The sequence below is a fragment of the Cellulomonas wangsupingiae genome (assembly GCF_024508275.1).
GTDB lineage: Bacteria > Actinomycetota > Actinomycetes > Actinomycetales > Cellulomonadaceae > Cellulomonas > Cellulomonas wangsupingiae.
This window is the reverse complement of sequence record NZ_CP101989.1, coordinates 2,184,209-2,208,847: the sequence shown is the minus strand read 5'-3', so window position 1 is coordinate 2,208,847 and position 24,639 is coordinate 2,184,209. Positions and strand designations below refer to the sequence as shown.

The following is a 24,639-nucleotide window of genomic DNA, read 5'->3' as shown; positions in this document are numbered from 1 at the left end:
CCCGGCGCCCATGCCCGGGACCGAAGGCGTACCGGTGTCGGGCAGGGCATGGCTAGTGTGGTCGTGCGGCGCTGCGTCGGAGCGCGCCCGGCCCCCTGATGCTCGACGGGGCGACCCTGCGAACGAGGAGCTCCACCGTGCGAGTCGGTCTGCTGACCGGGGGCGGCGACGTCCCCGGCCTGAACGCCGCGATCAGGGCGGTCGTCAAGCGGGGGGAGGGCGAGCACGGCCACACCATCATCGGCTTCCGCAACGGGTGGAAGGGCGTCGTCGACGGCGACGTCATGCCGCTCACCCGCCGGGACATCCGCAACGTCCTGCCGACGGGCGGCACGCTGCTGGGCACGGCCCGGTACCACCCCCACGCCTCGGACGGCGGCCTGGAGGCGGCCCTCGCGACGTTGGAGGCGGAGCGCATCGAGGCGCTCATCTGCATCGGCGGCGACGGCACGCTGAACGCCGCGAGCAAGGTCGCCGAGGCCGGCGTGAAGGTCGTCGGGATCCCCAAGACGATCGACAACGACGTGTGGGGCACCGACGCCGCCATCGGGTTCGACACCGCCGTCAGCATCGCCACGGAGGCCATCGACCGGATCCACACGACGGCCGAGTCCCACAACCGCGTGATGGTCGTGGAGGTGATGGGACGGCACGCCGGCTGGATCGCGGTGACGTCGGGGATCGCCGGCGGTGCCGAGCTGGTGCTCGCCCCCGAGGAGCCGTTCGACATCGGCCGGATCGAGCGCTTCCTCAAGCACCGGCACCGCGCGCACGCGAGCTTCTCGATCGTCGTCGTCGCCGAGGGCGCCGTCCCGGCCGAGGGCACGCCGATGCACTACGAGACGCAGGTCGGCAAGTACGGCGAGATCGTCGCCGGCGCCATCGGCGAGCGGCTCAAGGTCGAGATCGAGCAGCGCACCGGGTTCGACACGCGCGTGACGGTGCTCGGGCACACGCAGCGCGGCGGCATCCCGACGGCGGCCGACCGGATCCTGGCGTCCCGCTTCGGCGTCGCGGCCATCGACGCGGTCACGGCCGGGACGACGAACGTGATGACCGCGATCCGCGGCGAGGAGGTCGTGCTGGTCCCGCTGGACGAGGTCGCCGGCAGGGTCAAGTTCGTCCCGGAGAACCTGCTGACGGTGGCGCGCGCTCTCGCGTGACGTGCCTTTGCCCAGCCGGCCGTCCACCCGATAGGGTGGACGGCGGTGCCGCGCGTCCTCGTGATTCCTCGCGCGCAACCCGCTCGTCGTCACCCGCCCGGTCAAGGCCGTTCACGGGTACCGCCGGCCGGAGCACGCGTGGGTCGACGCGCCCGCCACGACACCATCCCTGTCCGTCCTACTTCCTGTCCGCATCGGAGCCCACCACTACATGAGCATCTCCACCCCCGCGAAGCCCGCCAGCCCGCAGGTCGCGGTGAACGACATCGGCTCGGCCGAGGACTTCCTCGCCGCCATCGACGCCACCATCAAGTACTTCAACGATGGCGACATCGTCGAGGGCACCATCGTCAAGGTCGACCGCGACGAGGTCCTGCTCGACATCGGCTACAAGACCGAGGGCGTCATCCCCTCCCGCGAGCTGTCCATCAAGCACGACGTGGACCCCGGTGAGGTCGTCAAGGTCGGCGACGAGGTCGAGGCCCTGGTCCTCCAGAAGGAGGACAAGGAAGGCCGGCTGATCCTGTCCAAGAAGCGCGCGCAGTACGAGCGGGCGTGGGGCACGATCGAGAAGATCAAGGAGGAGGACGGCGTCGTCACCGGCACCGTCATCGAGGTCGTCAAGGGTGGACTCATCCTCGACATCGGCCTGCGCGGCTTCCTGCCGGCCTCCCTCGTCGAGATGCGTCGTGTCCGCGACCTCCAGCCGTACGTCGGCAAGGAGATCGAGGCGAAGATCATCGAGCTCGACAAGAACCGCAACAACGTGGTGCTGTCGCGGCGCGCGTGGCTGGAGCAGACGCAGTCGGAGGTCCGCTCGACCTTCCTGCAGACGCTGCAGAAGGGCCAGGTCCGCCCCGGTGTCGTCTCGTCGATCGTCAACTTCGGTGCGTTCGTGGACCTGGGTGGCGTCGACGGGCTCGTGCACGTCTCCGAGCTGTCCTGGAAGCACATCGACCACCCCTCCGAGGTCGTCGAGGTCGGCCAGGAGGTCACGGTCGAGGTGCTCGAGGTCGACTTCGACCGCGAGCGGGTCTCGCTGTCGCTGAAGGCGACGCAGGAGGACCCGTGGCAGGCGTTCGCCCGGACGCACGCCATCGGCCAGGTCGTGCCCGGCAAGGTCACCAAGCTCGTCCCGTTCGGCGCGTTCGTCCGCGTCGAGGACGGCATCGAGGGCCTGGTCCACATCTCGGAGCTGGCCGTGCGCCACGTCGAGATCCCGGAGCAGGTCGTCCAGGTCGGCGACGACGTCTTCGTCAAGGTCATCGACATCGACCTCGAGCGTCGCCGCATCTCGCTGTCGCTGAAGCAGGCGAACGAGGGCTTCGACCCCGAGTCGGACGACTTCGACCCCGCGCTGTACGGCATGGCGGCGGAGTACGACGAGCAGGGCAACTACAAGTACCCCGAGGGCTTCGACCCGACCACGAACGAGTGGCTCGAGGGCTTCGAGACCCAGCGCGAGGCGTGGGAGGCCCAGTACGCGGCCGCTCACGAGCGCTGGGAGGCGCACCGCAAGCAGGTCTCGGCAGCGGCGCAGGCCGATCTCGAGGCCTCGACCTCGGAGACGCCGAGCAGCAGCACGACCAGCGGCCCCGCGCCGTCGACGTACTCGTCGGCGTCCGAGGAGGTCACCGGCACGCTCGCGTCGGACGAGGCGCTCGCCGCGCTGCGCGAGAAGCTCACCGGCAACTGACGCCACGCGTGCGTGGCACGCGCGGTACCACGACGACGGCCGGTCACCCTCAGGGGTGGCCGGCCGTCGGCGTGCCAGGCGCGGCCGGCCGTCGGCGTGCCAGGCGCACCCGGCGCCGGGCGCGCAGTCGCGGGCCCTGCCGGCGGGCGCGACGATGGGGCGATGCAGAGGATCGGGCTCACCGGAGGGATCGCTGCGGGCAAGTCGGTCGCGGCGCGCAGGTTCGCCGCGTCCGGGGCCGTCGTCGTGGACGCCGACCTGCTGGCACGCGAGGCGGTCGCGCCCGGGTCGCCCGGCCTCGACGCCGTGGTCGAGGAGTTCGGGGCGGGCGTCCTGGACGCGGCGGGGGAGCTGGACCGGGCGGCACTGGGCCGCATCGTGTTCGCGGACCCCGTGGCGCGCGCGCGTCTCGACGCGCTCGTGCACCCCGTCGTCCGGCGGCTGGCGGCGGAGCGCGAGGCGGCCGCCGCCACGCTCGACGCGGGCGCCGTGGTCGTGCACGACATCCCGCTGCTGGTCGAGACCGGGCAGGCCGAGGACTTCCACGTCGTCGTGGTGGTGCACACCCCGGCGGTGCTCCGGGTGGAGCGCCTGGTGCGGCTGCGCGGCATGGACCGCGCGGACGCCGAGGCGCGCGTGGCCGCGCAGGCGCGCGACGAGGAGCGGCTCGCGGTCGCCGACGTCGTGCTCGACGGGTCGGGCAGCGACGCCGACCTTGAGCGCCAGGTGGACGAGCTGTGGACGCGCCTCGCGGTCGAGCGGGCCGACGAACGGGCCGCAGACGCCCGGTGATGTGCGGTGCAGGACGTTGGTCCTGTGCGGAGCGGTCCTCCGTCGCCTGTTCGAGTGAATTGAACGCATGTCCACGCGAGGAGTAGCGTTCGGACGCCGATCACTCGGACGGATGCGCGCGGCGCGTCCTCGGACCGCTCGCGCGGTCCATCGGGCAACGAAGCCGGAGGAACGATGGCGCTCCAGTCGGGCAGCAGTGGATGGGAGGCGCGCCCGCTGCAGTCCAAGGCCTCGATGTCGGTGGCATCGGGCGCCCTGACGGCCGGTCAGGTCCTGGACCTCGTGACGACCGCAGCGGCCGCGGTGGAGGACGAGAGCGGGTGGCTGCGCGTGGGCGAGCGCAGCTCGAACAAGGTCGCGGTGTCGATCCGCGACATGACCCGCGAGAACACCGACCCTGTGCTGTTCTTCGACGTCGAGGTGGACCGGGCCGTCGGCCGCGTCACGGTCCGCACGCTCATCACGAGCTACGTGGTGAAGTCGTCCGGCATGAGCGGGCTGATGCCGATGACCAAGCGGAAGATCGCGGGCTTCAACGCGTACCGCTCGTTCATGGACAGGTACGCGAAGCTCCTGCAGCAGGCGGACCCGGCCGTCCACGTGTCGTTCAGCGGGGACTGAGCGCCGGCACCCCGGCGCCGGGGCGCGACGCCGCGGTCGAGACGTTGTCAGCGGTCGGACGTACGGTGTCCACATGCGTCCCGTCACCGACCTGAAGCGGACCGTCGCGCCGTTCGAGGTGGTGTCCGAGTACACCCCGAGCGGTGACCAGCCCACGGCGATCGCCGAGCTCGCCGCGCGCGTGCGCGCGGGCGAGAAGGACGTCGTGCTGCTGGGCGCCACGGGAACCGGCAAGTCCGCCACGACCGCGTGGCTGATCGAGCAGCTGCAGCGCCCGACGCTCGTCATGGCGCCGAACAAGACGCTCGCGGCCCAGCTCGCGACCGAGTTCCGCGAGCTCATGCCGAACAACGCCGTCGAGTACTTCGTGTCGTACTACGACTACTACCAGCCCGAGGCGTACATCGCGCAGACGGACACGTACATCGAGAAGGACTCGTCCATCAACGACGAGGTCGAGCGACTGCGGCACTCGGCGACCAGCTCGCTGCTGACGCGCCGCGACGTCATCGTCGTCTCGACGGTCTCGTGCATCTACGGGCTCGGCACGCCGCAGGAGTACGTCGACCGGATGGTGACGCTCGCCGTCGGGGACCAGGTGGACCGCGACCAGCTGCTGCGCAAGTTCGTCACGATGCAGTACACGCGCAACGACATGGCGTTCACGCGGGGCACCTTCCGCGTCCGCGGCGACACCGTCGAGATCATCCCCGTGTACGAGGAGCTCGCGATACGCATCGAGTTCTTCGGCGACGAGATCGAGGCCATCGCGACCCTGCACCCGTTGACGGGCGACGTCGTGCGCTCGGAGGAGCAGGTGCACGTCTTCCCGGCGACGCACTACGTCGCCGGCCCCGAGCGCATGGTGCGGGCGATCGCGAGCATCGAGACGGAGCTCGAGGAGCGGCTGGCCGAGCTCGAGCGGCAGAACAAGCTCCTCGAGGCCCAGCGGCTCCAGATGCGCACGACGTACGACATCGAGATGATGCGGCAGGTCGGTTCGTGCTCCGGCATCGAGAACTACTCGCGTCACATCGACGGGCGCGCCCCAGGGTCGGCGCCGAACACGCTGATCGACTACTTCCCCGAGGACTTCCTGCTCGTCATCGACGAGTCGCACGTGACCGTGCCGCAGATCGGGGCGATGTTCGAGGGCGACATGTCCCGCAAGCGTGCGCTCGTCGACCACGGGTTCCGGCTGCCGAGCGCGGTCGACAACCGCCCGCTGCGGTGGGAGGAGTTCGTCGAGCGGATCGGGCAGACGGTGTACCTGTCGGCGACCCCGGGCGACTACGAGCTGTCCATGTCGGACGGCGTCGTGGAGCAGATCATCCGGCCGACGGGACTGGTCGACCCGCAGGTGCTGGTCAAGCCCACGAAGGGCCAGATCGACGACCTGCTCGGGGAGATCCGTGAGCGCGTCGAGCGCGACGAGCGGGTCCTGGTCACGACGTTGACGAAGAAGATGTCCGAGGACCTGACGGACTACCTGCTCGAGAAGGACGTGCGGGTGCGCTACCTGCACTCCGAGGTCGACACGCTGCGGCGTGTGGAGCTGCTGCGCGAGCTGCGGCTGGGGGAGTACGACGTGCTGGTGGGCATCAACCTGCTGCGCGAGGGCCTCGACCTCCCGGAGGTGTCGCTGGTCGCGATCCTCGACGCCGACAAGCAGGGGTTCCTCAGGTCGGGCAAGTCCCTCATCCAGACCATCGGCCGCGCCGCGCGCAACGTCTCGGGCGAGGTGCACATGTACGCGGACACGGTGACGCCCGCGATGCGGCAGGCCCTGGACGAGACCGAGCGCCGCCGTGACAAGCAGATCGCGTACAACCTCGAGCACGGCATCGACCCCCAGCCCTTGCGCAAGCGGATCGGCGACATCACCGACATGCTGGCGCGCGAGGACGCGGACACGGCGGAGCTGCTCGGCGGCGCCGGCCGGCAGGCCAGCCGGGGCAAGTCGCCCGTGCCCGGCCTCGGGTCCCGGGCGGGCGGGCACGACGACCGGACCCGCCTGGCCGGCGCCGCGGCACACGACCTGGCCGATCTCATCCAGCAGCTCACCGGCCAGATGCACGCCGCCGCGGGCGAGCTGCAGTTCGAGCTCGCGGCCCGGTTGCGTGACGAGATCTCGGGACTGAAGAAGGAGCTCCGCCAGATGCAGGCGGCCACCGCCTGACGGGGGCGGTGACCGACGGACCGCGCAGGAGGACCCGATGGACCGCAGGCTCCAGATCGTGCTCGACGCACACGACCCGAGGGGGCTCGGCGACTTCTGGGCGTACGTGCTCGGGTACCAGCAGGAACCCCCGCCGGACGGCTTCGCGACCTGGGAGGAGACCCTGCGGGCGTGGGGCCTGCCCGAGGAGCGGTGGAACGACGCGTACGCGATCGTCGACCCGCAGGGCGCCGGGCCGCGCGTCTTCCTGCAGAAGGTGCCCGAGCCCAAGGCGGGGAAGAACCGGGTGCACCTCGACGTCGGCCTGCCCGGGGCCGGCGGCCGCGGCGGGCCGCCCGACCGGGAGGCGGTCCGCGCCCGTGCCACCGAGCTGGAGGGCCGCGGCGCGCGGCGCGTCCGGGAGTTCGACGCCGAGCAGCAGGGGTACTGGATCGTCATGCAGGACCCCGAGGGGAACGAGTTCTGCCTCGTCTGACGAGGCACCGTGCCTATCGTCACCTATAGTTCTCGGCGGAGGGGAGTACTCCCCACGACGTCATCGTCATCACGGTCGCCAGCGTTGCCGGCCCGGTGTCGTCGGCCGCGCGCAGGGACTCGCAGACGCTGCAGCCCGCGCTGGCGGAAGAGACCTCCAGTCATCAGTCGTCTCTGTGCGGAGGTCTGTCCGTGGATGTTCCTGTCTGGGTGTGGGCGGTCATCGTTGCCGTCCTCATCGTCATGCTCGCGGTCGACTACGTCGGCCACGTGCGCTCACCGCACGAGCCGACGATGCGTGAGTCGGCCTGGTGGTCCGCCGGGTACGTCGCGATCGCGCTGATCTTCGGCGTCATCGTCTGGGCGGTGTGGGGCTCCACCTACGGTGCCGAGTACTTCGCCGGGTACGTGACCGAGAAGAGCCTGTCGGTCGACAACCTCTTCGTGTTCGTGCTGATCATGGCGAGCTTCCGCGTCCCGCGGCTGTACCAGCAGAAGGTCCTGCTGATCGGGATCACGATCGCGCTGGTGCTCCGGACCGCCTTCATCTTCGCCGGCGCGGCGATGATCGAGAACCTGTCGTGGATCTTCTACGTCTTCGGTGCGTTCCTGCTCTACACCGCGTGGACCCAGGTCAGGTCGGGCAGCACGGAGGACGACGAGTACCACGAGAACGCGGTGCTGCGCTGGACGCGGCGGGTGTTCCCGACGACGGACGACTACGTCGGCGACAAGATGGTCGTCCGCGTCGACGGCAAGCGCCTGCTGACGCCGATGCTCATCGTGATGATCGCGATCGGCACCGCGGACATCATCTTCGCGGTCGACTCCATCCCCGCGATCTTCGGCCTCACGCAGGAGACGTTCCTCGTCTTCACGGCGAACGCCTTCTCCCTGCTCGGCCTGCGCCAGCTGTTCTTCCTCATCGACGGGCTCCTCGACAAGCTCGTGTACCTCTCCTACGGGCTGGGCGCGATCCTCGGCTTCATCGGCATCAAGCTGGTGATCCACGCGCTGCACACCAACGAGGTCCCGTTCATCAACGGCGGTGAGCACGTGACGGCCGTCCCGGAGATCGGCACCTGGGTCTCCCTCGGGTTCATCGTCGGCACGCTCGCGGTGACGACGATCCTGTCGCTGCGGCGCACCCGCAAGGACGAGGCGGCGCGGGCGCTCCACGTGGCGACGTACGGCCTGGCGCCCGAGCACCACGAGCACCCCGGCACCGCCACCGAGCGTCGTACGCCGGAGGGTGAGGCCGACCGCTCGTGACGCACGAGCTGCCGGTCGCGTTCGAGATCGCGTCGCTGGTCGCCGTCGTGGCGATCCTCGTGACCGACCTCGCGATCGTGCGGCGCAGGCCCCACGTGCCGTCCGTGCGCGAGAGCGTGGTCTGGGTGCTCGTCTACGTCGCGCTGGCGCTGGCGTTCGCCGGTCTCCTCGCGGTGGTCGGCGGCGCCGCGCCGGCCGAGGAGTTCGTCGCCGGCTGGCTGACCGAGTACAGCCTGTCGGTGGACAACCTCTTCGTGTTCCTGCTCATCATGTCGAGCTTCGCGGTCCCGCGGGCGCAGCAGCAGCGCGTGCTCATGGTGGGCATCATCGTGGCGCTCGTCCTGCGGGCGGGCTTCATCCTCGCCGGTGCGGCGATCATCGAGCGGTACACGTGGGTGTTCTACGTGTTCGGCGCGTTCCTGGTGTGGACGGCGGTCAAGCTCGCGCGCGGCGGCGTCGGCGGCGCCGACGAGGAGTACGAGGAGAACGCGCTGGTGCGGGCCGTCCGCCGCGTGCTGCCGATGTCACCGGGGTACGACGGCGGCAGGGTCCGCACCGAGCACGCCGGACGCCGGGTGTTCACCCCGCTGGTCGTCGTCTTCGTCGCGATCGGCACGACGGACGTGCTGTTCGCGTTCGACTCGATCCCGGCCATCTTCGGCCTGACGCACGACCCGTTCATCGTGTTCACGGCGAACGTCTTCGCGCTCATGGGTCTGCGACAGCTGTACTTCCTGCTGGGTGGGCTGCTCGACCGGCTCGTCTACCTGCCGTACGGCCTCGCGGCGGTCCTCGCCTTCATCGGCGTCAAGCTCGTCCTGGAGGCGCTGGCGACGAACTCGCTCGGGTTCGTCAACGGTGGTGAGCCGGTGCCGTGGGCGCCCGAGGTGCCGACGTGGGTGTCGCTGGCCGTCATCGCGGTCGCGCTCGGTGGGGCGACGGTCGCGAGCCTCGTCCGGGTGCGCCGGCTCGCCGGCCGCCCACCGGGCACGCCACCGCTGCCCTGACGGGGCGTCGCCGTGCCGCGGGCCGACCGAGGGGGTGACGGTCAGGCGGTGACGGTCAGGCGGTGACGGACCACGGACCCAGGACGACCTCCCACGCGCGCACCTCCGTCTGCGCCACGAGGCCCTCGCGCGCGAAGGGGTCCTGCGCGAGCACGCTCCGCAGGGCGGTCTCGTCGTCGGCGCGCAGGACGAGCAGCGCACCAGGCGTGCCGTCCGTGAACGGGCCCGAGCCCAGCAGCACGCCGGCGTCGGCCTGCCCGGCCAGCCAGGCCCGGTGCTCGGGGCGCACGGCGTCGCGGACCTCGGCGCGCTCGTCGTAGGTGTAGCGGACGGCGAAGATGCTCATGGCGTCACATCCTGCCCGAGCCGGAGCCCGGGCGCGCCGGCGACGCCGTACCCCGCGCCGCGGCGGTGGCAGAGTGGACGGCATGACCACGACGACGCGGACGCACCGATGACCCGGCAGCTGCGCACCCTCCTGACCGACGACCTGCTCGAGCGCGTCCACGACCGCGCCGACGGGCACGACCGTGCCAACACCTTCCCGCACGACGACCTCGCCGACCTGGTCGCCGCGGGCTACCTGACAGCCTTCGTGCCCGAGCGGCTCGGAGGGGCCGGCCTCACGCTCGAGGAGGTCGCCCGCGAGCAGGCGCGGCTCGCCGCGGCAGCGCCGGCGACCGCACTGGCCGTGAACATGCACCTCGTGGTGACGGGTCTCGCCGCGCTGCTCGACGCGCGCGGCGACGCGTCCGTCGAGTTCGTGCTCCGTGACGCCGCCGCGGGGGAGGTCTTCGCGTTCGGCAACTCCGAGGCCGGCAACGACCTGGTGATGTTCGGTTCGCGCACCCGCGCCGTGCCGCAGCCCGACGGCGGCTACCGCTACCACGGGACGAAGATCTTCACGTCCCTCTCGCCGGTGTGGACCCGGCTCGCCACGTTCGGGCTCGACGACTCCGACCCCGACGACCCGCGCCTCGTGCACGGCGTCGTCGCGCGCGAGGACGGCGGCGTGCAGGCCCGCGACGACTGGGACACCCTCGGCATGCGGGCCACGCAGTCGGCGACCACCGTGCTCGACGGCGCGTACGCACCAGCAGGCCGCGTGTACCGCCGGCTGCCCCCGGGCCCGTCCGCGGACTCGTTCGTCTTCGCGCTGTTCGCCGTCTTCGAGACGCTGCTCGCGGCCGTGTACACCGGGATCGGACGGCGCGCGCTCGAGCTCGGGGTGGCGCACGCCCGCCGGCGCACGTCGTTCAAGCACGACGGACGCTCCTACGCGCAGGATCCCGACATCCGCTGGCGCATCGCCGACGCCGCCCTGGCCCAGGACGGTGCCGAGCTCCAGGTGTTCGCGCTGGCGCGGGACGTCGACGAGCAGGTCGACCACGGCACGCGCTGGTTCGCCCAGCTCGTGGGGCTCAAGGTGCGTGCGACGGAGACGGCACGCGTCGTCGTGGACCTCGCCCTGCGCGTGTCGGGCGGTGGCGCCTACTTCACGGGCAGCGAGCTGGCACGGCTGTACCGCGACGTGCTCGCGGGCATCTACCACCCCTCCGACGACGAGTCGGCGCACGCGACGGTCGCGACGTCGGTGCTGGGCCCGCCGGAGGGCTGACGCTCACCAGCCGCGGGCGGCCCACTGCGGCAGCGCGGGGCGCTGCGCGCCCAGCGTGGTGTCGTCGCCGTGCCCCGGGTACACCCAGGTGTCGTCGCGGTACCGGTCGAAGACGCGCGAGGTGACGTCGCCCAGGAGTCGGCCGAACCTGGCGACGTCGCCGCCGGTCGCGCCGACGCCCCCGGGGAACAGCGAGTCACCGGTGAACAGGTGCACCCGGCCGGGCACGGCGCCCGGTGCGTCGGCAGCCGGCGGCTCGGTCAGGGCGAGGGCGACCGACCCGGGCGTGTGCCCGCGCAGCGCGACCACGTCGAGCACCAGCCGCCCGACGGAGATCGTGTCGCCGTGCGCCAGCCGCGTGCCCACCGCGCACCCCGTGGCCTGCTCCACGGCGTCCGCGTCGTCCTCGCCGGCCGCGACCGCCGCACCCGTCCGCGCCACGAGCGGTGCGAGCGCGCCCAGGTGGTCGCCGTGCCGGTGGGTGACGACGACGGTGTCGAGCCGGCCCGCGGCGGACCCCTCGCGCACCAGCGCGAGCAGACGGTCCGGGTCGGCCGGTGCGTCCACGAGCAGCTGCGCACCCGAGCGTCGGCACGTCACGAGGTACGCGGCGTTGTCCATCGGCCCGACGGACGCCTTGCGGATCTCCGCGGCGCCGAGCAGGCGCACGTCGCTCGCACCCCCAGGGCGCACGCGGCCGGTGTAGCCGTCGTTCACCGCGCACCCGCCACCGTGGTCGCCTCGGCGCGTGCCACCGCGAGGCGGTGGCTGTGCGCCGCACGCACGAGCGCGAGGTGGGACAGGGCCTGCGGCACGTTGCCGGCCATGCGGCGCTCCCAGGGGTCGTACTGCTCCGCCAGCAGGCCGACGTCGTTCGCAAGGGGGACGACCGCGTCGAGCACCTGCGCAGCCCCGGCGACGTCGTCCCCGCGGGCGAGCGCGTCGGCGAGCCAGAACGAGCAGGCCAGGAACGGTGCCTCCGCGCCCGCCAGCCCGTCGTCCGTGCGGGACGTGCGGTACCGCAGCAGCAGGCCGGGGGCCACCTCGAGCTCCTCGCGGATCGCCGCCACCGTCCCGCGGACGTGGGGTCCGTCTGCCGGCAGGAAGCCGACGTGGACCAGCTGCAGGAGCGACGCGTCGGTGTGCGTCGCCCCGTAGTGCTGGACGAACGTGCCGCGCTCGGCGTCCCACCCGTGCGCGAGGACGTCGTCACGGATGTCCTGGCGGACCTGCCGCCACCGCTCGACCGGCCCGGGCAGGTCGTGGGTCTCCACGGCGTGGACCGCACGGTCGAGCGCCGCCCAGGCCATGATCTTGGAGTGGGTGAAGTGCTGCGGTCGCCCGCGCACCTCCCAGATCCCGCGGTCCGGCTCGTGCCAGGCCGCGGCCAGGTCGTCGACGAGCCGGCGCTGCAGCGACCACGAGCCGGCCGTCTCGGACAGCCCCGTGTCGCGCGCCATCGCCAGGGCGGACATGACCTCGCCCAGCACGTCGTGCTGGACCTGGCCGACGGCGTCGTTGCCGAGGCGCACGGGACGTGACCCGGCGTAGCCGGGCAGGTGGTCGAGGCGGGTCTCCGGCAGCCGGCGGCTCCCGTCGAGCCGGTACATGATCTGCAGGTCCTCGGGCTCGCCCGCGACGGCGCGCTCGAGCCAGTCGCGCCACTGCGTCGCCTCGTCACGGAACCCCTGCTCCAGCAGCGCCTCGAGCGTGAGCGCCGCGTCGCGCAGCCAGCAGTAGCGGTAGTCCCAGTTGCGCTCGCCGCCGAACGTCTCGGGCAGCGACGTCGTCGGTGCGGCGACGATGCCGCCCGTGGTGACGTCGGAGAGCATCCGCAGGACCAGCAGGGAGCGGATCACGGCCTCGCGGTACGGGCCGTCGTACGTGCAGCCGCGTGCCCACGCCCCCCACGCGACGGCCGTGGCGTCGACCCGGTCGGGCACGGACAGCCGTGGCGGGACCGGCTCCCAGGAGTGCACCCACGTCATCGACAGCTCGACGCTCTCGCCGGCGTGCAGGGTGAAGCGGTCACGGTGCCGGTGGTCGTCGGCCTGCGGCAGCCGGTCGCCCCGCAGGACGACGGAGTCGGGGCCGGCGACCGCGCGGATCGAGTCGCAGCCGTCGGCGTCGGTGTCGTGGCGCACCCACGGCACGACGGCGCCGTAGCCGAACCGCACGACCCACTCGTGCTCGACCTCGACCTCGCCGTCCGTGCACTCCACGCGGCGCACGATGTCGGCCCGGCCGTCGCCCAGCGGCATGGCCTCCGTGGCCACCGCGGTGCCCCGGGCGCTGCGGTAGGTCGTCTCGAGGACGAACGAGTCGCGACGGTACCGGCGCGTGACCTCGGTGGCGTCGCGGACGGTGAGCAGCCAGCGGCCGTGCTCGGGGGTCCCGAGCAGGGCGGCGAAGCACGCGTCGGAGTCGAACCGCGGCAGGCACAGCCAGTCGACCGAGCCACGCCGGGAGACCAGCGCGGCGGTGTGCCCGTCCCCGAGCACGGCGTACTCCTCGAGGGGCACCTGGCAGCCGAGGAGGCCGGGGGCGGGGCCGCGGTCGTCGGAGGGCGGGGCTGCGGGCGGGATCATCGCGACCAGCATGACGCGCTCGCGGTGCCCCCGCCCGACGATGGGCGGGCGCGGCGTGCCGGCACCGCCCGAGGGTCGAACACCTGTGCGACTGTCGGTGGTCCGACGTAGACTCGTCCGCTGTGACCGAACCACTGTCCGACCGCCTCGTGATCCGCGGGGCGCGCGAGCACAACCTGCGCAACGTCGACCTCGACCTTCCTCGTGACGCGCTGATCGCGTTCACCGGGCTGTCCGGCTCCGGCAAGTCCTCGTTGGCGTTCGACACGATCTTCGCGGAGGGGCAGCGGCGGTACGTCGAGTCGCTGTCCGCCTACGCGCGCCAGTTCCTGGGCCAGATGGACAAGCCGGACGTCGACTTCATCGAAGGGCTGTCGCCGGCCGTGTCGATCGACCAGAAGTCGACGAACCGCAACCCGCGCTCGACCGTGGGCACGATCACCGAGGTCTACGACTACCTGCGCCTGCTCTTCGCCCGCGCCGGCACGCAGCACTGCCCGGTGTGCGGCGAGCGTGTCACGGCCCAGACTCCCCAGCAGATCGTCGACCGGCTCCTCGAGCTGCCCGAGGGCACGCGCTACCAGGTGCTCGCGCCCGTCGTGCGCGGCCGCAAGGGGGAGTACGCCGACCTGTTCCGCGAGCTGCAGGGCAAGGGGTTCTCGCGTGCGCGGGTGGACGGTGAGGTCGTGCAGCTCGCGTCGCCGCCGGCGCTGGAGAAGAAGCTCAAGCACGACATCGAGGTCGTCGTCGACCGCCTGGTCGCACGCGACGGCGTCCAGCGCCGGCTGACCGACTCGGTCGAGACCGCGCTCGGCCTGGCCGACGGCCTGCTGGTCGTCGAGCTCGTCGACGCCGACGCCGACGACCCGCAGCGGGAGCGCCGGTTCTCCGAGAAGCGGGCCTGCCCCAACGACCACGTCCTCACGCTCGAGGAGGTCGAGCCGCGGACGTTCTCGTTCAACGCGCCGTACGGTGCGTGCCCCGAGTGCACCGGCATCGGCTCGCGTCTCGAGGTCGACCCGGACCTCGTCGTCCCCGACGACGAGCTCTCGCTCGCGCAGGGTGCGGTGGCGCCGTGGGCGCAGACGTCGTCCGAGTACTTCCAGCGGGTCCTGACGGCGCTCGCCGCCGACCTCGGGTTCTCGATGGACACGCCGTGGCGTGCGCTGCCGAAGCGCGCACGGGACGCCGTGCTGCACGGGCAGAACCACGAGGTGCACGTCCGCTACCGCAACCGGTGGGGCCGTGAGCGGCAGTACTCGACGGGCTTCGAGGGTGTCATCACCTTCCTCCAGCGCCGCCACGCCGAGACGGACTCGGACTGGAGCAAGGAGAAGTACGAGGCCTACATGCGCGAGGTGCCGTGCCCCGCGTGCGACGGCACCCGGCTGAAGCCCGAGGTCCTCGCGGTCAAGATCGGTGGGCGCTCGATCGCGGACGTGTGCGCGCTGCCCATCGACGAGGCCCGCACGTTCATCGACGGTCTGCAGCTCGGTGAGCGCGAGCGGGCGATCGCCGCCCAGGTGATCAAGGAGATCCAGGCGCGCCTGGGCTTCCTGCTCGACGTGGGGCTGGACTACCTGTCGCTCATGCGTCCGGCCGCGACGCTGTCGGGCGGGGAGGCGCAGCGCATCCGTCTCGCGACGCAGATCGGTTCGGGGCTGGTGGGCGTCCTGTACGTGCTCGACGAGCCGTCGATCGGTCTGCACCAGCGCGACAACCGCCGGCTGATCGACACGCTCACCCGCCTGCGTGACCTGGGCAACACGCTCATCGTCGTCGAGCACGACGAGGACACGATCCGGACCGCGGACTGGATCGTCGACATCGGGCCCGGGGCCGGCGAGCACGGCGGCCGGGTGGTGCACTCCGGCGACCTCGACGGCCTGCTGGCGTCGACCGAGTCCGTCACCGGTGCGTACCTGTCGGGGCGCCGCTCGATCCCCATGCCGGCGCAGCGCCGGCCGGTCGACCGGTCGCGTCAGGTGACGGTGGTGGGTGCGCGGGAGAACAACCTGCGGGGGATCGACGTCTCGTTCCCGCTGGGTGTGCTCACGGCGGTCACCGGGGTCTCGGGGTCGGGCAAGTCCACGCTCGTCAACTCGATCCTGTACACGGTGATGGCGAACGAGCTCAACGGCGCGCGCCAGGTGGCGGGGCGTCACCGGCGTGTCACGGGCCTGGACCAGCTCGACAAGGTGGTGCACGTCGACCAGGGCCCGATCGGCCGGACGCCGCGCTCCAACCCGGCCACCTACACCGGTGTGTGGGACCACGTGCGCAAGCTGTTCGCCGAGACGACCGAGGCGAAGGTGCGCGGCTACACGCCCGGGCGGTTCTCGTTCAACGTCAAGGGCGGGCGCTGCGAGGCGTGCTCCGGCGACGGCACGCTGAAGATCGAGATGAACTTCCTGCCCGACGTGTACGTCCCGTGCGAGGTGTGCCACGGGGCGCGGTACAACCGCGAGACGCTCGAGGTGCACTTCAAGGGCAAGACCGTCGCCGACGTCCTGGCCATGCCGATCGAGGAGGCCGCGGGGTTCTTCGCGGCGGTGCCCGCGATCTCGCGCCACCTGAGCACCCTCGTCGACGTCGGTCTCGGCTACGTGCGCCTCGGGCAGCCGGCGCCGACGCTCTCGGGCGGTGAGGCGCAGCGCGTCAAGCTCGCCGCCGAGCTGCAGCGGCGCTCGACCGGCCGCACGATCTACGTGCTGGACGAGCCGACGACCGGGCTGCACTTCGAGGACATCCGCAAGCTGCTCGGCGTCCTGCAGTCGCTGGTCGACAAGGGCAACACCGTGCTGGTGATCGAGCACAACCTCGACGTCATCAAGAACGCCGACTGGGTCGTCGACATGGGCCCCGAGGGCGGGTCCGGCGGCGGCACGGTGGTCGCCGAGGGGACGCCGGAGCACGTCGCCGCCGTCCCCGAGAGCCACACCGGGCGGTTCCTCGCCGAGGTGCTGGAGCCCGAGGCGGAACGCGTCAGCGTCCCGGCGTGACGGCCGGCCGCCGGCGCGGCGGGACGCGTCAGACGGCCGGCTGCTGCTCGACCGTGACGGCGCCGGGCGTGACCCGGACCGTGAAGTTGACGGAGCGCGCGATGAAGCAGTGCTCGTGCGCCCGGTGGTGGAGGTCCGCCAGCAGCTCGGGAGCGACGACGGTGCCGCCCTCGGTGGTCGTGCCGCGCACCTGCACCTGGGGGCGCAGCACCACCTCCGTGAACTGCCCGTTCCCGGCGGCCTCGATGCGCATCGTCCCCGACGCCGCGTCCTGGTAGCCGACGACCACGACCCCGGCGGCGGCGGCCAGGTGCAGGAACCAGAGCATGTGGCACTGCGCGAGGGCGCCGACCAGGAGGTCCTCCGGCGACCAGCGGTTCGGGTCGCCCCGGAAGTGCGGGTCGGACGTGCCGGGCAGCGGCGGCTTGGCGCCCGAGGTCAGCGTGTGGTCGCGGCCGTACGACGTGTAGGTCGCCGTGCCGGCGTCGCCCGCACCGGTCCACGTGAGGTCGACGGAGTACTGGTGCAGCAGCTGTGCCATGGACAGACCCTAGTGGTGCGCGTCACAGCGTGAGGTGCGTACCCCCCGGGAGCCCGGGCGCGGGAACGGGTCTGTCGGTCACCCGACATAGGCTCGGAGGCATGGCCGATCCCGCGACCTACCGACCCGCGCCGGGTGAGATCCCGGACGCCCCGGGCGTCTACCGGTTCCGGGACGAGCACGGCCGCGTCATCTACGTCGGCAAGGCCAAGAGCCTGCGCAACCGGCTCAACAGCTACTTCCAGGACATCGGCGGGCTGCACCCGCGCACGCAGCAGATGGTCACCACGGCGGCATCGGTGCAGTGGACGGTCGTCGGCACCGAGGTCGAGGCCCTGGCGCTGGAGTTCACCTGGATCAAGGAGTTCGACCCGCGGTTCAACGTCAAGTACCGCGACGACAAGTCGTACCCGTACCTGGCGGTGACGATGGCCGACGAGGTGCCCCGTGTGCAGGTCATGCGCGGCGCGAAGCGACGAGGGACCCGCTACTTCGGGCCCTACGCCCACGCGTGGGCGATCCGGGAGACCGTCGACCTGCTGCTGCGCGTCTTCCCGGTGCGCACCTGCTCGGCCGGGGTCTTCAAGCGTGCCCGGCAGCAGGGCCGGCCGTGCCTGCTGGGCTACATCGACAAGTGCTCCGCGCCGTGCGTGGGCCGCATCGGCGTCGACGAGCACCACCAGCTCGCGCAGGACTTCTGCGACTTCATGGCGGGCGACACGGCGCGGTTCACGCGCAGGCTCACGCAGGCCATGAAGGCGGCCGCCGCGGAGCTCGACTACGAGCGCGCCGCGCGGCTGCGCGACGACATCGCGACGCTCGAGAAGGCCACCGAGCGCAACGCGGTCGTGCTGTCCGACGGGACCGACGCCGACGTGTTCGCTCTCGCGGGGGACGAGCTGGAGGCGGCGGTCCAGGTCTTCCACGTGCGCGACGGGCGGATCCGCGGTCAGCGTGGCTGGGTCGTCGAGAAGGTCGAGGACCTGGACGACGCCGCGCTCGTGGAGCACCTCCTGCAGCAGGTGTACGGCAACGAGGACGCCGAGTCGGCCCCGGCGTCGGTGCCGCGGGAGGTGCTGGTCCCCGTGCTGCCGACGGACGTCGAGCAGGTCCAGGCGTGGCTGTCCGGGCTGCGCGGCAGCCGGGTGCAGGTGCGCGTGCCGCAGCGGGGTGACAAGCGTGAGCTCGCGGCGACGGTGCTGCGCAACGCCGAGCACGCCCTCGCGCTGCACCGCACGCGGCGTGCGGGCGACCTGACGAGCCGCAGCCTGGCGCTGCGCGAGATCCAGGAGGCGCTCGACCTGCCGACGGCGCCCCTGCGCATCGAGTGCTACGACGTGTCGCACAACCAGGGCACGTACCAGTCGGCGTCCATGGTCGTCTTCGAGGACGGTCTGGCACGCAAGAGCGAGTACCGGCTGTTCACCGTGCGGGGGCCCGAGGGCGAGGGTGCCCGCGACGACACCGCGGCGATGCACGAGGTCATCACGCGGCGCTTCCGGAGGTACCTCGCGGCCCGTGTCGACTCGCAGGACCTCGACCTGGGGGAGGGCGACGAGGACGACGCCCCGCGCAGCGGTCCCATCGACGAGCGCACGGGCCGCCCCACGCGGTTCGCCTACCCGCCCAACCTCGTGGTGGTCGACGGCGGGCCGCCGCAGGTGGCGGCGGCCGCCGCGGCGCTGGCCGAGCTCGGGATCGACGACGTGGCCCTGTGCGGCCTGGCGAAGCGCCTCGAGGAGGTGTGGCTGCCGGGGGAGGAGTACCCCGTGATCCTGCGGCGCGCGTCGGAAGGGCTGTACCTGCTGCAACGGGTGCGGGACGAGGCGCACCGGTTCGCCATCACTGCTCACCGCAAGCGACGCAGCAAGGGCATGACGGCGTCGGTGCTCGACGACGTGCCGGGCCTCGGCCCGGCTCGCAAGGCGGCGCTGCTGCGGCACTTCGGCTCGGTGAAGCGGCTGCGCGCGGCGTCGGCCGAGGAGATCGCCACGGTGCCGGGCATGGGCGCCCGCACCGCCGAGGCGGTGGTCGCGGCCCTGGCCGGGCCGGTCGGCGCCCCCGGTGCCGCGCCGGCGCCCGGCGGGTCAGGCGACCCCCAGGGCGCCGAGCCTGGCATCCTGGGGGCATGACCGAGCCCTCGCCGATCACCGTGCCGGCGGGTATCCCGGCCCTCGAGGCAGCTGCCGAGGCACCCGTGCTCGAGCTGCCGCAGGTCCTGGTCATCACGGGCATGTCCGGCGCGGGCCGCACGCGCGCCGCCGCCGTCCTGGAGGACCTCGGCTGGTACGTCGTGGACAACCTGCCGGCTCAGATGCTGACCCACCTCGTCGGCATGCTCACCAGCGGCCCGGTCGGGACGGGCGCACGCCGGCTCGCCGCCGTGATCGACGTGCGCGGCCGGGAGTACTTCGCCGCCCTGACCGGCGTGCTCGACCAGCTGCAAGGCAGCGGCGTGGACCTGCGCGTGCTGTTCCTCGACGCGTCGGACGAGGTCCTCGTGCGGCGCTTCGAGCAGGTGCGGCGCCCTCACCCGCTGCAGGGCGCTGGCCGCATCCTCGACGGGATCGAGGACGAGCGTGCGCTCCTGTCCGACCTGCGCGAGCGCGCCGACACGATCATCGACACCTCCGAGCTGAACGTGCACGACCTCGCGCGGGTCATCCGGGCCGAGGTCGCCGGGCCGAGCGACGACGTGCTGCACCTGTCCGTGCTCTCGTTCGGCTTCAAGTACGGGATCCCCCTGGACGCCGACCACGTGGCGGACGTCCGCTTCCTCGCCAACCCGTACTGGATCACCGAGCTGCGGCACCTGTCGGGCCGGGACGCCCCGGTGCGCGACTACGTGCTGTCCCTGCCGGGTGCGCTCCTGTTCGTCGAACGGTACGTCGACGCGCTGGAGCCGGTGCTGGCGGGCTACCTGCACGAGGAGAAGCGCTACGCGACGATCGCCGTGGGCTGCACCGGCGGCAAGCACCGCTCCGTCGCGATCAGCGAGGCGATCGCCGCGCGGCTGCGCGAGCGCGGCCACCGGGTGCGGGTGACGGCGCGCGACCTGGGCAAGGAGTGAGCGCGTCGGCCGTGGGCCGGTTCGGCGACCCCGCCCGTCCGGCGGTCGTCGCGCTCGGCGGCGGGCACGGGCTGTCGGCGTCGCTCTCGGCGCTGCGGCTCATGACGGACCGCATCACCGCGGTCGTCACCGTCGCGGACGACGGCGGCTCCTCCGGTCGCCTGCGCGACGAGATGGGCGTGCTGCCGCCCGGTGACCTGCGGATGGCCCTGTCGGCGCTGTGCGACGACTCGGAGTGGGGTCGCACGTGGCGCGACCTGCTGCAGCACCGCTTCTCGACCGACGGCCCGCTGGACCGGCACTCCGTGGGCAACCTGCTCATCGTGGCGTTGTGGGAGCTGCTCGGGGACACCGTGGGGGGCCTCGACCTGGTCGGCCGGCTGCTGGGCGCCCGGGGCCGGGTGCTGCCGATGTCCATGGTGCCGTTGTGCATCGAGGCCGACGTGCGCACGCAGGACGGGCGGGCCGAGGTCGTCCGCGGCCAGACGCACGTCGCCGTCACGCCGCACCGGATCGAGCAGCTGCGCCTGGATCCCGTGGACCCGCCGGCGTGCCCGGAGGCCGTCGCCGCGGTCATGGACGCCGACTGGGTCGTGCTGGGACCGGGCTCCTGGTACTCCTCGGTGCTCCCGCACCTGCTGGTGCCCGAGCTGCGGGCCGCGCTGCTCGGGACGTCCGCGCGGATCGTGGTCACGCTCAACCTCACACCGGACGACGAGACCGCCGGCATGCGCGCCGTCGACCACCTCGCGGTGCTGCGCACGCACGCCCCCGAGCTGCCGATCCACGCCGTCGTCGCGGACCCCGCGTCCGTGGAGGACGTCGGTGAGCTCGCCGACCTGTGCGCGGCGACCGGCACGCGGCTGCTGGTGCGCCAGGTCCGCCGCGGCGACGGCAGCGCGGTCCACGACCCGCTACGCCTGGCCGCGGCCCTCCGCGACGTGGTCGACGACTACCTCGGCGACGTGGGGACCACGACGGGGACCGACGCGCTCGGCGGCACCTGACAGATCACGGGTCACGGGACCGTCACGATCACCCGGGCACCAATGGCAGGATGACGCCATGGCGCTGACGGCACAGGTGAAGGACGAGCTCGCCCGGCTGAAGGTGGACAAGACCTCCTGCCGCAAGGCGGAGATCTCCGCGACCTTGCGGTTCGCCGGCGGGCTGCACATCATCTCGGGCCGGATCGTCATCGAGGCCGAGCTGGACACCGGGATCGCGGCGCGGCGCCTGCGTCAGGCGATCGCCGAGATCTACGGGCACGAGAGCGACATCATCGTCGTCTCCGGCGGCGGGCTGCGGCGTGGCAGCCGCTACGTGGTGCGTGTCGTGAAGGACGGGGAGTCCCTGGCCCGCCAGACGGGCCTGCTCGACAACCGCGGACGACCCGTGCGCGGGCTGCCCCCGCAGGTCGTGTCCGCGGGCGTCGGTGAGGCCGAGGCGGCCTGGCGTGGCGCCTTCCTGGCCCACGGCTCGCTGACCGAGCCGGGGCGGTCGTCCGCGCTGGAGGTCACGTGCCCGGGGCCGGAGGCGGCGCTCGCGCTCGTGGGCGCCGCGCGGCGCCTCGGTGTCGCGGCCAAGGCGCGCGACGTGCGCGGCGTCGACCGCGTGGTCATCCGCGACGGTGACGCGATCGGCGCCATGCTCACCCGTCTCGGCGCCCACGACACGATGCTCGTGTGGGAGGAGCGCCGGGTGCGCCGCGAGGTGCGCGGCACGGCGAACCGGCTCGCGAACTTCGACGACGCGAACCTGCGCCGGTCGGCCCGCGCCGCCGTCGCGGCCGGCGCCCGCGTCGACCGCGCGTTCGAGATCCTCGGGGACGACCTGCCCGAGCACCTGCGCCAGGCCGGCGAGCTGCGCCTCGCGCACAAGGAGGCGTCGCTCGAGGAGCTCGGCAAGCTCGCGGACCCGCCGCTGACGAAGGACGCCGTCGCCGGGCGCATCCGTCGTCTGCTGGCGACCGCGGACCGCCGCGCGGCCGAGCTCGGCATCCCCGACACCGAGGCAGGCCTCAGTCCTGACCTGCTCGACCTCTGACGTCGCCCGTCGGCAGCCCCGGATCGTCCAGCATGCGAACGCCCCGGGGGGTGGACCTTCGTCTTGGGCGAGCCCCACGCCTCCGGGTATAGGCTCAAGTCATCCGATCGCAACGAGGACGCAACGCGCTGGGCATGCCCCGGCCGGTGGTGGTCAGTGGCGGTCGGGACGCACAGCGGCGTGCGTGACCCGAACACCAACTGTGTGCGCCGGCATGGGTTCGGCGCGTGCCGAGGAGGGCAAGTGACCATCAAGGTCGGCATCAACGGCTTCGGCCGCATCGGGCGCAACTTCTACCGCGCCATCGTGGCCTCGGGGGCCGACATCGAGATCGTCGGCGTCAACGACCTGACGGACAACCACACCCTGGCCCACCTGCTCAAGTACGACACGGTCCTGGGCCGCTTCCCGCTGAGCGTGGACTACGACGACCAGAACATCATCGTCGACGGCAAGAAGATCCGGGCACTGGCCGAGCGCAACCCGGCGGACCTGCCCTGGGGCGAGCTCGGTGCGGACATCGTCATCGAGTCCACCGGCTTCTTCACGGACGCCGCGAAGGCCAAGGCGCACATCGACGCCGGTGCGAAGAAGGTCATCATCTCCGCGCCCGCCAAGAACGAGGACGCCACGTTCGTCGTCGGTGTGAACCACACGGACTACGACGCGGCCGCGCACCACATCATCTCGAACGCGTCCTGCACGACGAACTGCCTGGCCCCGGTGGCCAAGGCGCTCAACGACGCGATCGGCATCGAGCGTGGCCTCATGACCACGATCCACGCCTACACGGGTGACCAGAACCTGCAGGACGGCCCGCACCGCGACCTTCGTCGTGCGCGTGCCGCCGCGCAGAACATCGTGCCGACGACGACCGGTGCGGCCAAGGCCGTCGCGCTCGTCCTGCCGGAGCTCAAGGGCAAGCTGGACGGCTTCGCGCTGCGCGTGCCGGTCATCACGGGCTCGGCGACCGACCTGACCTTCACCGCCTCGCGCGAGGTCACGGTCGAGGAGGTCAACGCCGCGGTCAAGGCTGCCGCCGAGGGCTTCCTCAAGGGCACGCTGGAGTACACCGAGGACGAGATCGTGTCCTCGGACATCATCAGCAACCCGCACCAGAGCATCTTCGACGCGAAGCTCACCAAGGTGAGCGGCGACCTGGTGAAGATCGTCGCCTGGTACGACAACGAGTGGGGCTACTCCAGCAGCCTCGTGAAGCTCACCGAGTACGTCGGCGCGCGTCTCTGACGTCCGTCACGCACTGAGGCAGTCCATGCGTCCGGGGCGGTAGAGCCCACACCGTGCCCCGCGCAGACGGGGGAGACCGAGGTCGCCGGCCACGGCCGGCGACAGGTAGGTAGGAGATCATGAAGACCATCGACGACCTGGGCGACCTGCGCGGCAAGCGCGTGCTCGTCCGCTCCGACTTCAACGTGCCGCTCGACGGCACGACCATCACCGACGACGGGCGCATCCGCGCCGCGCTCCCGACGCTGCAGGCGCTGCTCGCCAAGGGCGCGCGCGTCGTCGTCGTGGCGCACCTCGGCCGCCCCAAGGGCGCCCCGGAGGCGAAGTACTCGCTCGCGCCCGTCGCGGCACGCCTCGGCGAGCTCCTCGGCCAGCCCGTCGCGCTCGCGGACGACCTCGTGGGCGACTCGGCCAAGGCCACCGTCGCGGCGCTCGAGGACGGGCAGGTCGCCCTGCTCGAGAACGTGCGGTTCGACGCGCGCGAGACCTCCAAGGACGAGGCCGAGCGCGGCGCCCTGGCCGACGAGCTCGCCTCGCTCGTGGACGCGTACGTCTCCGACGGCTTCGGTGTCGTGCACCGCAAGCAGGCCTCGGTCTACGACGTCGCGCAGCGTCTGCCGCACGCGGTGGGCCAGCTCGTGCTGAAGGAGGTCGAGTCCCTGCGCAAGGCGACCGACGACCCGGCGCGTCCGTACGTGGTCGTCCTGGGCGGCTCCAAGGTCTCCGACAAGCTCGGTGTCATCGAGAACCTGCTCGGCAAGGCCGACCGCCTGCTCATCGGCGGCGGCATGCTGTTCACGTTCCTCGCGGCGCAGGGGTACTCGGTCGGCAAGAGCCTGCTCGAGCAGGACCAGATCGACAACGTGAAGGGCTACCTCGCCACGGCGAAGGAGAAGGGCGTCGAGATCGTCCTGCCCGTCGACGTCGTCGTCGCGCCCGAGTTCAAGGCCGACGCCCCGGCGACGGTGGTCCCGGTCGACGCGATCCCCGACGACCAGATGGGCCTGGACATCGGCCCCAGGAGCGCCGAGCTGTTCGCCTCCAAGATCGTGGACGCGAAGACGGTGGTCTGGAACGGTCCGGCCGGCGTGTTCGAGTTCGAGGCGTTCGCCGCCGGCACGCGTGCCGTGGCGCAGGCGCTGGTCGACGCGGGCCGCAACGGCGGCTTCACGATCGTCGGTGGCGGCGACTCCGCCGCGGCCGTGCGCACGCTCGGCTTCGACGAGGCCGACTTCGGCCACATCTCCACCGGCGGCGGCGCGTCGCTGGAGTTCCTCGAGGGCAAGACCCTCCCCGGCATCGCCGTCCTGGAGGGCTGACGC

The 24,639-nt window shown here is 72.2% G+C and carries 20 protein-coding genes; 16 read left to right on the top strand and 4 right to left on the bottom strand.

Annotated features, from left to right (window positions below; genetic code table 11):
* The first annotated feature begins 137 nt into the window (after window positions 1–137).
* The 8 genes from NP075_RS10260 (at window position 138) to NP075_RS10225 (ending at window position 9,204) form a co-directional block, all read left to right on the top strand.
* A complete protein-coding gene (locus tag NP075_RS10260) occupies window positions 138–1,163 on the top strand; it encodes a 6-phosphofructokinase (RefSeq protein WP_227563091.1) in 1,026 nt (341 codons plus the stop codon).
* Window positions 1,164–1,374: 211 nt separating this feature from the next.
* Window positions 1,375–2,859 (top strand): 30S ribosomal protein S1, encoded by a 1,485-nt coding sequence (gene rpsA, locus NP075_RS10255; protein WP_227563090.1) that lies wholly within the window; start codon window positions 1,375–1,377, stop codon window positions 2,857–2,859.
* A 162-nt stretch (window positions 2,860–3,021) separates the two neighbouring features.
* Window positions 3,022–3,651: a dephospho-CoA kinase gene (gene coaE / locus NP075_RS10250; RefSeq protein WP_227563089.1), complete on the top strand. Its 630-nt coding sequence runs from the start codon at window positions 3,022–3,024 to the stop codon at window positions 3,649–3,651.
* A gap of 174 nt (window positions 3,652–3,825) precedes the next feature.
* A complete protein-coding gene (locus tag NP075_RS10245) occupies window positions 3,826–4,272 on the top strand; it encodes a hypothetical protein (protein WP_227563088.1) in 447 nt (148 codons plus the stop codon).
* Window positions 4,273–4,345: 73 nt separating this feature from the next.
* Window positions 4,346–6,451 (top strand): excinuclease ABC subunit UvrB, encoded by a 2,106-nt coding sequence (uvrB, locus tag NP075_RS10240; protein ID WP_227563087.1) that lies wholly within the window; start codon window positions 4,346–4,348, stop codon window positions 6,449–6,451.
* A gap of 37 nt (window positions 6,452–6,488) precedes the next feature.
* Window positions 6,489–6,926 carry a VOC family protein gene (locus NP075_RS10235; RefSeq protein ID WP_227563086.1) on the top strand — a complete coding sequence of 146 codons (438 nt, stop codon included), beginning with the start codon at window positions 6,489–6,491 and terminating at the stop codon, window positions 6,924–6,926.
* A gap of 191 nt (window positions 6,927–7,117) precedes the next feature.
* Window positions 7,118–8,197: a TerC family protein gene (locus NP075_RS10230; protein WP_227563085.1), complete on the top strand. Its 1,080-nt coding sequence runs from the start codon at window positions 7,118–7,120 to the stop codon at window positions 8,195–8,197.
* The gene (locus NP075_RS10225) at window positions 8,194–9,204 is read left to right on the top strand and encodes a TerC family protein (RefSeq protein ID WP_227563084.1); all 1,011 of its coding nucleotides are present in this window, start codon (window positions 8,194–8,196) and stop codon (window positions 9,202–9,204) included. Before NP075_RS10230 ends, NP075_RS10225 begins: the two co-directional genes overlap by 4 nt.
* Window positions 9,205–9,259: 55 nt before the next feature.
* Here NP075_RS10225 and NP075_RS10220 read toward each other — a convergent pair whose 3' ends face one another.
* Window positions 9,260–9,550, bottom strand: coding sequence for a YciI family protein (locus NP075_RS10220; protein WP_227563083.1), 291 nt, complete (start codon window positions 9,548–9,550; stop codon window positions 9,260–9,262).
* Window positions 9,551–9,658: 108 nt separating this feature from the next.
* Here NP075_RS10220 and NP075_RS10215 point away from each other — a divergent pair, with 108 nt between their 5' ends.
* Entirely contained in the window at window positions 9,659–10,822 is a 1,164-nt protein-coding gene (locus NP075_RS10215) for an acyl-CoA dehydrogenase family protein (RefSeq protein WP_227563082.1), read from the top strand.
* 3 nt (window positions 10,823–10,825) lie between these two features.
* Here the strand turns inward: NP075_RS10215 and NP075_RS10210 are convergent, their stop codons facing one another.
* Together NP075_RS10210 and NP075_RS10205 are read right to left on the bottom strand one after the other, a co-directional pair.
* On the bottom strand, window positions 10,826–11,539 hold the full coding sequence (locus NP075_RS10210) for an MBL fold metallo-hydrolase (RefSeq protein WP_227563081.1): 714 nt from the start codon (window positions 11,537–11,539) through the stop codon (window positions 10,826–10,828).
* A complete protein-coding gene (locus tag NP075_RS10205; protein WP_227563080.1) occupies window positions 11,536–13,410 on the bottom strand; it encodes a glycoside hydrolase family 15 protein in 1,875 nt (624 codons plus the stop codon). Before NP075_RS10205 ends, NP075_RS10210 begins: the two co-directional genes overlap by 4 nt.
* Before the next feature lie 134 nt (window positions 13,411–13,544).
* Here NP075_RS10205 and uvrA point away from each other — a divergent pair, with 134 nt between their 5' ends.
* Entirely contained in the window at window positions 13,545–16,412 is a 2,868-nt protein-coding gene (gene uvrA / locus NP075_RS10200) for an excinuclease ABC subunit UvrA (RefSeq protein WP_227563228.1), read from the top strand.
* Window positions 16,413–16,440: 28 nt separating this feature from the next.
* Here the strand turns inward: uvrA and NP075_RS10195 are convergent, their stop codons facing one another.
* Complete coding sequence (locus NP075_RS10195) at window positions 16,441–16,953, bottom strand: OsmC family protein (RefSeq protein WP_227563079.1); 513 nt, start codon at window positions 16,951–16,953, stop codon at window positions 16,441–16,443.
* Window positions 16,954–17,054: 101 nt separating this feature from the next.
* Here NP075_RS10195 and uvrC point away from each other — a divergent pair, with 101 nt between their 5' ends.
* The 6 genes from uvrC to NP075_RS10165 all read left to right on the top strand — a co-directional run bounded on the left by uvrC (window position 17,055) and on the right by NP075_RS10165 (window position 24,636).
* The gene (uvrC, locus tag NP075_RS10190) at window positions 17,055–19,085 is read left to right on the top strand and encodes an excinuclease ABC subunit UvrC (RefSeq protein ID WP_227563078.1); all 2,031 of its coding nucleotides are present in this window, start codon (window positions 17,055–17,057) and stop codon (window positions 19,083–19,085) included.
* The gene (gene rapZ / locus NP075_RS10185) at window positions 19,082–20,023 is read left to right on the top strand and encodes an RNase adapter RapZ (protein ID WP_227563077.1); all 942 of its coding nucleotides are present in this window, start codon (window positions 19,082–19,084) and stop codon (window positions 20,021–20,023) included. The genes uvrC and rapZ overlap by 4 nt, the downstream gene beginning before the upstream one ends.
* On the top strand, window positions 20,020–21,030 hold the full coding sequence (locus tag NP075_RS10180) for a gluconeogenesis factor YvcK family protein (RefSeq protein ID WP_227563076.1): 1,011 nt from the start codon (window positions 20,020–20,022) through the stop codon (window positions 21,028–21,030). Before rapZ ends, NP075_RS10180 begins: the two co-directional genes overlap by 4 nt.
* Before the next feature lie 58 nt (window positions 21,031–21,088).
* Window positions 21,089–22,069 carry a DNA-binding protein WhiA gene (gene whiA / locus NP075_RS10175; RefSeq protein WP_227563075.1) on the top strand — a complete coding sequence of 327 codons (981 nt, stop codon included), beginning with the start codon at window positions 21,089–21,091 and terminating at the stop codon, window positions 22,067–22,069.
* Between the two features lie 243 nt (window positions 22,070–22,312).
* Window positions 22,313–23,317, top strand: a complete 1,005-nt coding sequence (gene gap, locus NP075_RS10170; RefSeq protein ID WP_227563074.1) for a type I glyceraldehyde-3-phosphate dehydrogenase — start codon at window positions 22,313–22,315, stop codon at window positions 23,315–23,317.
* 119 nt (window positions 23,318–23,436) lie between these two features.
* The gene (locus NP075_RS10165) at window positions 23,437–24,636 is read left to right on the top strand and encodes a phosphoglycerate kinase (protein WP_227563073.1); all 1,200 of its coding nucleotides are present in this window, start codon (window positions 23,437–23,439) and stop codon (window positions 24,634–24,636) included.
* The last annotated feature ends 3 nt before the right edge of the window (window positions 24,637–24,639 follow it).

What these genes read in the sequence shown, in the direction of transcription:
- NP075_RS10220 (WP_227563083.1), bottom strand. Translation starts at nt 9,550, where the DNA reads ATGAGCATCTTCGCCGTCCGCTACACCTACGACGAGCGCGCCGAGGTC.
- NP075_RS10195 (WP_227563079.1), bottom strand. Translation starts at nt 16,953, where the DNA reads ATGGCACAGCTGCTGCACCAGTACTCCGTCGACCTCACGTGGACCGGT.
- NP075_RS10215 (WP_227563082.1), top strand. Translation starts at nt 9,659, where the DNA reads ATGACCCGGCAGCTGCGCACCCTCCTGACCGACGACCTGCTCGAGCGC.
- rapZ (WP_227563077.1), top strand. Translation starts at nt 19,082, where the DNA reads ATGACCGAGCCCTCGCCGATCACCGTGCCGGCGGGTATCCCGGCCCTC.
- whiA (WP_227563075.1), top strand. Translation starts at nt 21,089, where the DNA reads ATGGCGCTGACGGCACAGGTGAAGGACGAGCTCGCCCGGCTGAAGGTG.
- NP075_RS10235 (WP_227563086.1), top strand. Translation starts at nt 6,489, where the DNA reads ATGGACCGCAGGCTCCAGATCGTGCTCGACGCACACGACCCGAGGGGG.
- uvrB (WP_227563087.1), top strand. Translation starts at nt 4,346, where the DNA reads ATGCGTCCCGTCACCGACCTGAAGCGGACCGTCGCGCCGTTCGAGGTG.
- uvrC (WP_227563078.1), top strand. Translation starts at nt 17,055, where the DNA reads ATGGCCGATCCCGCGACCTACCGACCCGCGCCGGGTGAGATCCCGGAC.
- coaE (WP_227563089.1), top strand. Translation starts at nt 3,022, where the DNA reads ATGCAGAGGATCGGGCTCACCGGAGGGATCGCTGCGGGCAAGTCGGTC.
- NP075_RS10165 (WP_227563073.1), top strand. Translation starts at nt 23,437, where the DNA reads ATGAAGACCATCGACGACCTGGGCGACCTGCGCGGCAAGCGCGTGCTC.
- NP075_RS10205 (WP_227563080.1), bottom strand. Translation starts at nt 13,410, where the DNA reads ATGATCCCGCCCGCAGCCCCGCCCTCCGACGACCGCGGCCCCGCCCCC.
- rpsA (WP_227563090.1), top strand. Translation starts at nt 1,375, where the DNA reads ATGAGCATCTCCACCCCCGCGAAGCCCGCCAGCCCGCAGGTCGCGGTG.
- NP075_RS10245 (WP_227563088.1), top strand. Translation starts at nt 3,826, where the DNA reads ATGGCGCTCCAGTCGGGCAGCAGTGGATGGGAGGCGCGCCCGCTGCAG.